Source organism: Dactylosporangium sp. NPDC051541 (assembly GCF_044454505.1).
Classification (GTDB): Bacteria; Actinomycetota; Actinomycetes; order Mycobacteriales; family Micromonosporaceae; genus Dactylosporangium.
The window spans coordinates 564,943-571,517 of the sequence record NZ_JBITDU010000007.1 but is presented as its reverse complement, the minus strand read 5'-3'; the positions used below and the strand labels follow the sequence as shown (position 1 = coordinate 571,517).

Genomic DNA, 6,575 nt, shown 5'->3' with positions numbered 1-6,575 from the left:
TGATACCACCGTGACGCAGCCTGCGCCGTGACACCCAACGCATTGACCACATCGACCTGCCGAGAGCCGGCTTCGAACATGTCCACGGCCCGCATACGCTGCTCCCGCAACGCATCCACGTCACGAACAACACCGCGACGCCGACCGGCCGACCGGGGTGAAGCAGTCATGTCCCTGATTGTCCTAGCCACCAACCCGATCGACCGACAGCGACTCACCGAGAACACGAAAGATCTTTAGGAAGTAACGGTCGCCTGCGCACCGGGGATGCCGCTCCCCACATCGTGCGGCATCCCCGGCCTGTGCGGCAAAGCATTTAGCAGGACAGGTTGCCGCCCGCGGGCACCCCGAGGACGCCGGCGAACTGGTTGTAGAGGTTGATCCGGCTCTGCACCTGGGCGGGGTTGCCGCCGTTGCACTCGATGCTGTTGATGGCGCGGATCGTGGTGCCGAAGCCCTGGCCGTTCACCATCGCGTTGTGTGAGGTGGTGCCCGCGTTGCCGGTGCCGGTCATCCAGTACCAGAGGCCGGTCTGCCAGGAGATGGACGAGTTCGTCGCCACCAGGTTGGGGTTGTTGAGCAGGTCGACGCCGAGGGCGTCGCCGGCCGCCTTGTAGTTGAAGTTCCAACTCAACTGGATCGGGCCGCGGCCGTGGTAGGCGGACTGGCCGGCCGGGCAGCCGTAGGGCTGGCTGGTGTCGCAGTAGTGCGGCCAGTTCGCGGTGTTGATCTCGTCGATGTAGACCAGGCCGCCGGTCTCGTGGCTCACGTTGGCCAGGAACGCGGCGGCTTCCTGCTTCTTGACCGTGTCGCTGCCGGTGGTGGCGAACGCCGGGTACTTCTTCATGGCGTCGGTCAGGCCGGCGTAGGTGTAGAAGCTGTTGCGCGACGGGAACATCTGATTGAACTGGCCCTCGCTGACCACGAAGCCGCTGGTGTTGCCACCGCCGCCGGTGTCGCCGCCGCCACCCCCGGTGCAGCTGAACGGTGACCAGTACCAGTAGCTGATCACCGGGTCGTAGCCGGGGTTGTCGTGCGACGCCTGGTAGTACCCGCCGCTGGTGTACCGCACGATGGTGCCGGTCGTGTACCACTGGCCGGCGACCCAGTTCGGGTAGTTGCACTGGGTCGTGCCGCCCCCGCCGCCGGTGCCGCCACCGCAGTCGCCACCGTCGCTCCACACGCCGGAGCCGCCGGTGCTGGGGGTCTCGTACTGCGTCCACCACTTCGCGGTCCAGTTGTGCCCGTTGTACGAGGCCTGCTGGCCGCCGGTGTAGACGGTGCTGCTGACGTAGGCCGGTGCGCAGGCGGCGGCCGCACCGGCGGCGGTGATGGGGATGATCGCGGCCGCGGCGCCGGCCAGCATGAGGCCCGCCGCGGCGACGTAGGCGAGGAGTCGTTGCTTGGGCATGGAGCGGTTCCCTTCCACCGTTGCCGGTGCGATCGACGCATGTCCATCCCAATTTGTAAACAAGGTTTTGTGTTTTGTAAAGACTGTTAAGAATTCTTTACGGCACTCCGCCGATGCAGCGCCGACTGCGGCTGACCGTCACACCGTCGTGCGGGGGAACGCGTCCCGGGCCGCCAGGACGATCGCGGCGGCACCCGCCACCGCCGCCGCGGCCACCCACGCCACCGCGCGCAGCCCGAAGTGGTCGAGCACGACCCCGCCGACACCGGCCCCGGCCGCGATCCCGACGTTGGCGGTGGCGACGATCCAGGCCCCGGCCAGGTCCTCCGTCGTCGCCCGGGCCCGGATCGCGGCGGTCTGATGGATCGACGCGACCGGCCCGAACGCGCAGTTCCAGACCGCCCCGCCGGCGATGACCAAAGCCAAGACCGGAAAGCCCGCGCCGGTACTGCCGATGCCCGCGCACAGCACCACGAGCACGACCAGTGCCGTCCCCCGGAACCGCACGTCCAGCCGCCGCCCGGCGAGCCAGACCCCGAGCAGCCCGCACCCGCCGAACACGAGCAGAATCGGCCCGACCAGCTCTGCCGCCGCACCGGCCCGCAGCAGCAGCACCGACACGTACGAGTACAGCGCGTACTGCCCGGTGTAGACGAGGATGTTCGACCCGATCACCGCCACCAGCCGCCGCACCCCCGTCCCCGCCGCCTCGTCCCGGGCGGCCGGCTCGACCTCCGGCAGCCGCCCGGCGACCAGCAGCAGCAACACCAGCATGAGCACGCCGAGCGCGGCGAACGCCCCGCGCCAGCCGACGGCGTTGCCGAGGGCCGTGGCGAGAGGCACCCCGAGGACGAACCCGGCCGAGATCCCGGCCGACGCGAACGCGAGCGCCGAGCCGGTGCGCTCCGGCGGCACGAGCCGGGCCGCGTACCCGATGCAGACCGCGAAGAACACCGCGTGCGTCGCCCCGCCGAGCCCGCGCGCCACGGCCAGGAGCGCGTAGCCGGGCGCCACCGCCGCGAGCGCGTTGCTGGCGGCGAAGCACCCGGTCGCGATCAGCAGCAGCCGCTTGCGCGGCACCCGCCGGGTCGCCAGGGTCAGCGGCACGGCGAGCACCGCGACGAGGGCCGCGTAGAGGCTGACGAGCAGCCCCGTCGCCGAGTCGCCGGTCCCGACCGCCCGCCCGACCGCCGGCAGCAGCCCGACCGGCAGCATCTCGGTCGTCACGCCCGCGAACACGCACAGCGCCAGGATCACCAGCCCGGCCCGCGCCGGATTCGCAGTCACCACGGCCCGCTCGGCGTCAGCGGCGCACGTCGGCGGGTTCGCGGTGCAGCGGCAGGCCCGCGTCGAGCCAGGCCTCGACGCCGCCGGCGAGGTCGGTGGCCCGGTGCAGCCCGACGCGGCGGAGGCTCTCGGCGGCCAGGCTGGAGCTGTAGCCCTGGCGGCAGACGACGACGATCTCCACGTCGTAGGACGTCGCCTCCGGGATGCGGGTGGGGCAGGCCGGGTCGAGCCGCCACTCCAGGACGGTCGGGTCGATGACCGCGGCGCCGGGGAGCTCGCCGGTCTCCGCGCGCTGGGTCTCGGTGCGGGTGTCGACGATCAGGGCACCGCGGAGGCGGGCGGTCTCGGTCTCCCGCGGGGTGTATCGCCGCACGCCCCGCCGCGCCTCCGTCAGCACCCGGGCCACACCCGGTCCGTCGTTGTGCTCGCTCACACCCCGATCATGTCACCGGCCGCCGCGCGCGGGACACCGGCCCGCGCGGCCGACGTCACCGGCACGAGAGCACGATCTTCGCGCGCGCGTGCTCGGTCTCGAGGTGGGCGATGGCGTCCGGGGCGCGCTCGAGGGGGTAGGTGCGCTCGATGACGGGGCTGAGCTCGCCCGCTTCGACGTGCTCACGCACCGCGTCGAGGCGCTCCCGGTTGGGCTCGCCGGAGAGCAGCAGCACCCGCTGCGACCCGAGGCGGCCGGCCAGCAGACCGCTGATGACCAGGCCCATCGGCCCGACGAGGCTCCCGCCCGTGTACACGCCGCCGCCGGCCAGGATCAGCGTGCCCTTCGGCGTGACGGTGCGGCGAAGGGCGGTGAGCGACCGGTTGGCGACCAGGTCGAAGACGATGTCGTACCGCGTCCGCGTCCGCGTGAAGTCGTCGCGCGTGTAGTCGATGACCGCGTCGGCCCCGACGCCGGTGACCAGTTCGGCGTTGCGGGCGCTGCACACTCCCGTGACGTGCAGACCGAAAGCCTTGCCCAGTTGTACCGCGAACATGCCCACTCCACCGGAAGCCCCGTTGATGAGCAGGCGCTGGCCGGGCCGGGCCGCGGCCAGGTCGCGCAGCCCTCCGAGGGCGGTCGCGGCGGCCAGAGGCAGCGCGGCGGCCTGCTCGAACGTCAGGCCCGCCGGCATGTGCGCGACCGCGGCCGCCTTGGCGCAGGCGTACTCCGCGAACGCGCCCGCCGCCGAGCCGTACACCTGGTCGCCAGGCTTGAGGTCGGTGACGGCGCGGCCGGCGAACTCCACGACGCCGGCGAAGTCCGAGCCGCGAATCCGCTGTTTCGGCCCGCGCAGCCCGAACCCGGCGACGGTGAGCCGGGCCAACTTCGGGTCGCCGCGCAGGACGTGCCAGTCGGCGGCGTTGACCCCGGCCGCGTGGACCCGGACCAGGACCTCGTCGGCCGCGGGGACCGGGGTGTCCACGTCGGCGTATCGCAGCTCACTCGGCGGGCCGTAACGCTCCTGAACTATCGCCTTCATGCCGTCGATCGTCGCGGCCGCCGAGGCCCGGAGCATCGGTCTCGAGGCCGCTGTCGTCCCGGCCGAAGGTCGGGGAAAGGAGCCGTTCTTTCGGCGGGCGCAGGGTCCGCAGCAGCAGCCGCATCTCGGCCAGGGTCTGCGCGCCCTCAGCCTTGATGCGACGCAGGGTCTCGATCGGTCCGGTGAACCGGCCGGCCTGGGCCTGGACGGCGATCGCCGACACGTGGTGGGCGACGGTGTCGTTGAGGTCGCGGGCCAGGCGTTCGCGTTCGAGCAGGCGGATGTGTTCGCGTTCGCGGTCCAGGGCCCGGGCCCGGTATCGCAGCGCCGCCGCGGCCGCACCGAGCGCGGCCATGGTGGCGAAGCCCTCGTCCATCTCGGTCCAGCTCAGCAGGCCGGCGGCGGCCGCGAGCACGATCTTGCCGAGGACCAGCGGCGTGCCCAGGGCGACCGACCGCGGCGAGCCCCACCGAACCAGCGAGTAGGGCAGGAGCAGCAACGCCGCGGCCGTCTGCAGCCGCGGCTCACTGTGGGCCACGAGGACGGCGACCGCGGCGGCGGCGGACGCTATGGCGACCGCGGTCAATGGGTAGTACCGCCGCCACAGCAGCAACGGGAGCAGCGCCACGGTGAGCAGGACGGGCTCGGACCGCAGGACGCCCTCCACCACCGCGGCCCCGATCAATGCCGCGACGAGGACGGCGTCGCGCGCTCCGGGCCGGATGAGGCGCATCCACCCATCGTAGGGACGCGGCCGGTCCGCCGGATCCGACCAAAGTACGAGACGGTCGAGCGGCCATCGGCCCGTCTCGTCTCAGTGCAGGCCGAAGTGGCGGAACAGGCTCGGGTCGGCGAACGTCACGCTGCGGCGGATCCGCTGGCGGTACACCGAGAAGATCTGCAGTGAATGTGGTTTGTGGTCCGGAGTGTAGGCCGCGAGCGCGGGAGCGCCGTTGGCGGCGACGGGTCGCAGGTGCCAGCCCGGGCCGCGCATCGCGAAGACGCGCTCCATGAAGGTGGCGTAGTGCTCCCGGCCGGCGAGCCACAGGTTGACCGGCGGCATCTCCAGCACGACGTCGTCGGCGAGCAGGCGGGTGAGGGCGGGCACGTCGGCCGCCTCGAACGCGGTCAGGTAGCGCTCGACGACCGCCCGCTCGTCCGGGTCCGCCGGTTCGCGCAGGTCCTCCAGCTCCGGCGCGGCCGCGCGCAGTGCCGCCCGGGCCCGCTGGAGGCTGCTGTTGACGGAGGCGACGCTGGTGTCGAGGACGTCGGCGACCTCGGCCGCGGGCAGTTGCAGTACCTCCCGCAGGACCAGCGCCGCCCGCTGCCGCGCCGGGAGCAGCTGCAGCGCGGCGACCAGGGCGAGGCGCAGACCGGCGCGCTGCTGGGCGGCGTCGGCCGGGCCGCCGAGGCGGGCGTCCGGGAACGGCTGCAGCCACGGGATGTCGAGGCTCGGGGTGAGCGGGGCGTGCGGGTCGTCGCCGGCCGGGCCGAGGCCGCTCGGCAGCGGGCGGCGGGCGCGGCCCTCGACGGCGGTCAGGCAGGTGTTGGTGGCGATGCGGTGCAGCCAGGTGCGCACCGACGCGCGCTGCGGGTCGTAGCGGTCGGCGGCCTTCCACGCCCGCAGCAGCGTCTCCTGCACCAGGTCCTCGGCCTCGTCGAAGGAGCCGACCATCCGGTAGCAGTGCGCGAGCAGGTCACCGCGGAAGGGCTCAAAGTCCGGCACGCCCGGAGCGTACGCGATGAGTTTCGCCGCCGGCGCCGGTATGTGGTGGGTGACAGCGGTTTTCGACGAGAGGAACCCACCGGTGGGCGACATCATCGTGATTCAGTTCTGCACCCTCGACGGCGTGGTCTCAGATCCGGACGGGCGCGGGGGTACCGGCTATGGCGGGTGGGCGTTCCGCTACGGCCCCGGCCCGGTCAGTGACGACAAGTTCCGCCTCGGCGCGCGGATGGAGCGCGACGGCGTGCAGCTCTACGGCCGGCGGACATGGGCGGCGTTCGCGCAGCTGTGGCCGGGCCGGGACAGCGCGTACGCCCGCGTGATGAACTCGGTCCCGAAGCGGGTCGCGACGCGGGGCTCGATCGACGCGGCGGCATGGTCCAATTCGGCGGTGATCGATGGCGACCCGGTGGCCTGGGCCGCCGCCGAGCGGGTCCGGCGCAACGTCATCGTGATCGGGAGCTTGAGCCTGGTGCACGCGCTCGCGGCCGCGGATCTGGTCGACGAGTACCGCCTGATCACGTTCCCGACGGTCACCGGCGCCGGTGACCGGCTCTTTGCCGGCGGTGTGCCCGGCGACTTCCGGTTCACCGAGGTCGAGGCCATCGACCCGGCGGTGCTGACCGTGCTGCGCCGGGAACGGGCCGGGGATTGACGCCGGTCGTTGACACCTGGT

At 72.5% G+C, this 6,575-nt stretch carries 7 protein-coding genes; 1 reads left to right on the top strand and 6 read right to left on the bottom strand.

Annotation, left to right across the window (positions count from 1 at the left end; genetic code table 11):
* Positions 1-316: 316 nt before the first annotated feature.
* The 6 genes from ACIA8L_RS31760 to ACIA8L_RS31735 form a co-directional block, all read right to left on the bottom strand.
* The gene (locus ACIA8L_RS31760) at positions 317-1,411 is read right to left on the bottom strand and encodes a glycoside hydrolase family 19 protein (protein ID WP_395910269.1); all 1,095 of its coding nucleotides are present in this window, start codon (positions 1,409-1,411) and stop codon (positions 317-319) included.
* A gap of 138 nt (positions 1,412-1,549) precedes the next feature.
* Positions 1,550-2,701 (bottom strand): MFS transporter, encoded by a 1,152-nt coding sequence (locus tag ACIA8L_RS31755; RefSeq protein ID WP_395910268.1) that lies wholly within the window; start codon positions 2,699-2,701, stop codon positions 1,550-1,552.
* A 13-nt stretch (positions 2,702-2,714) separates the two neighbouring features.
* Positions 2,715-3,131 (bottom strand): rhodanese-like domain-containing protein, encoded by a 417-nt coding sequence (locus ACIA8L_RS31750; RefSeq protein ID WP_395910267.1) that lies wholly within the window; start codon positions 3,129-3,131, stop codon positions 2,715-2,717.
* Positions 3,132-3,186: 55 nt separating this feature from the next.
* Positions 3,187-4,173 carry an NAD(P)-dependent alcohol dehydrogenase gene (locus ACIA8L_RS31745; protein ID WP_395910266.1) on the bottom strand — a complete coding sequence of 329 codons (987 nt, stop codon included), beginning with the start codon at positions 4,171-4,173 and terminating at the stop codon, positions 3,187-3,189.
* A complete protein-coding gene (locus ACIA8L_RS31740) occupies positions 4,133-4,906 on the bottom strand; it encodes a histidine kinase (RefSeq protein WP_395910265.1) in 774 nt (257 codons plus the stop codon). The genes ACIA8L_RS31745 and ACIA8L_RS31740 overlap by 41 nt, the downstream gene beginning before the upstream one ends.
* An 81-nt stretch (positions 4,907-4,987) precedes the next feature.
* On the bottom strand, positions 4,988-5,899 hold the full coding sequence (locus ACIA8L_RS31735; protein WP_395910264.1) for an RNA polymerase subunit sigma-70: 912 nt from the start codon (positions 5,897-5,899) through the stop codon (positions 4,988-4,990).
* An 82-nt stretch (positions 5,900-5,981) separates the two neighbouring features.
* Between ACIA8L_RS31735 and ACIA8L_RS31730 the strand changes: the two genes are divergently transcribed.
* Positions 5,982-6,554 carry a dihydrofolate reductase family protein gene (locus ACIA8L_RS31730; RefSeq protein ID WP_395910263.1) on the top strand — a complete coding sequence of 191 codons (573 nt, stop codon included), beginning with the start codon at positions 5,982-5,984 and terminating at the stop codon, positions 6,552-6,554.
* The last annotated feature ends 21 nt before the right edge of the window (positions 6,555-6,575 follow it).